General features: G+C 67.1%; 1 protein-coding gene. It reads right to left on the reverse strand.

The genetic code is table 11. The features are described from left to right. Positions 1 to 1,284, reverse strand: a 1,284-nt coding sequence (locus ON40_RS02100; RefSeq protein ID WP_040817884.1) for an acetate--CoA ligase, incomplete at both ends; no start/stop codon positions are given.

Below are 1,284 nucleotides of genomic sequence, written 5' to 3' on the forward strand. Positions count from 1 at the left end.
GTTGGGGTCGACCAGGGTCGAGGTGTCGCCGAGTTCGCGGCCTTCGGCGACGTCGCGCAGGAGGCGGCGCATGATCTTGCCCGAGCGGGTCTTGGGGAGTTCGGGCACGATGTGGATCTCGCGGGGGCGGGCGATGGGGCTGATCTCCCGGGAGACTTCGGCTTTGAGTTCGGCGACGAGGTCGGGGCGGGTGTTCTTGGCTTCGGCGGTCAGGATGACGAACGCGACGATGCCTTGTCCGGTGGTCTCGTCGCTGGCGCCGACGACGGCGGCTTCGGCGACGCCGGAGTGGCCGACGAGTGCGGATTCGACCTCGGCGGTGGAGATGCGGTGTCCCGACACGTTCATGACGTCGTCCACGCGGCCCAGGACCCACAGGTCACCGTCGGTGTCGAGTTTCGCGCCGTCGCCGGCGAAGTACCAGCCCTTGTCGCCGTAGCGTTCCCAGTAGGTGGCCTTGTAGCGTTCGGGATCGCCCCAGATGCCGCGCAGCATGGAGGGCCACGGCTGGTCCAGGACCAGGTAGCCGTTGGCTTCGGTCTCGCCGAGGGTGACCGGGTTGCCTTCTTCGTCGACGACCTTCGCCGAGATGCCCGGCAGCGGGGTCATCGCCGCGCCGGGTTTGGTGGTGGTGACGCCGGGCAGCGGGGAGATCATGATGGCGCCGGTCTCGGTCTGCCACCAGGTGTCCACGATGGGCGCGGTGCCCGCGCCGATGACTTCGCGGTACCAGCGCCATGCTTCGGGGTTGATCGGTTCGCCGACGCTGCCCAGTACGCGGATCGAGGACAGGTCGTGGGCGTCGGGGATCTCCCGGCCCCACTTCATGAAGGTGCGCACGAGGGTGGGGGCGATGTAATAGATTGTGACGCCGTACTTTTCGATGATCTGCCAGTGCCGGTGCTCATCGGGGAAGTTCGGGGTGCCCTCGTAGACGACCTGGGTCGCGCGGTTGGCGAGGGGGCCGTACACGATGTAGCTGTGCCCGGTGACCCAGCCGATGTCGGCGGTGCACCAGTAGATGTCCTGTCCCGCTTTGTGGTCGAAGACGTTGTGGTGGGTGTACGCGACCTGGGTCAGGTATCCGCCGGTGGTGTGCAGGATGCCCTTGGGTTTTCCGGTCGTGCCCGAGGTGTACAGGATGTACAGCGGGTGCTCGGCCTCGAACGCCTGGGCCTCGTGCTCGGTGTCGGCCTTCGCGACGGTCTCGTGCCACCAGACGTCGCGGCCATCGGTCCACGGCACCTCGATTTCGGTGCGGCGCACCACGAGTACATGTTCGAC

Origin of the sequence: Nocardia jiangxiensis NBRC 101359, from assembly GCF_000308615.1 — a bacterium.
In the GTDB taxonomy this organism is placed as follows: domain Bacteria; phylum Actinomycetota; class Actinomycetes; order Mycobacteriales; family Mycobacteriaceae; genus Nocardia; species Nocardia jiangxiensis.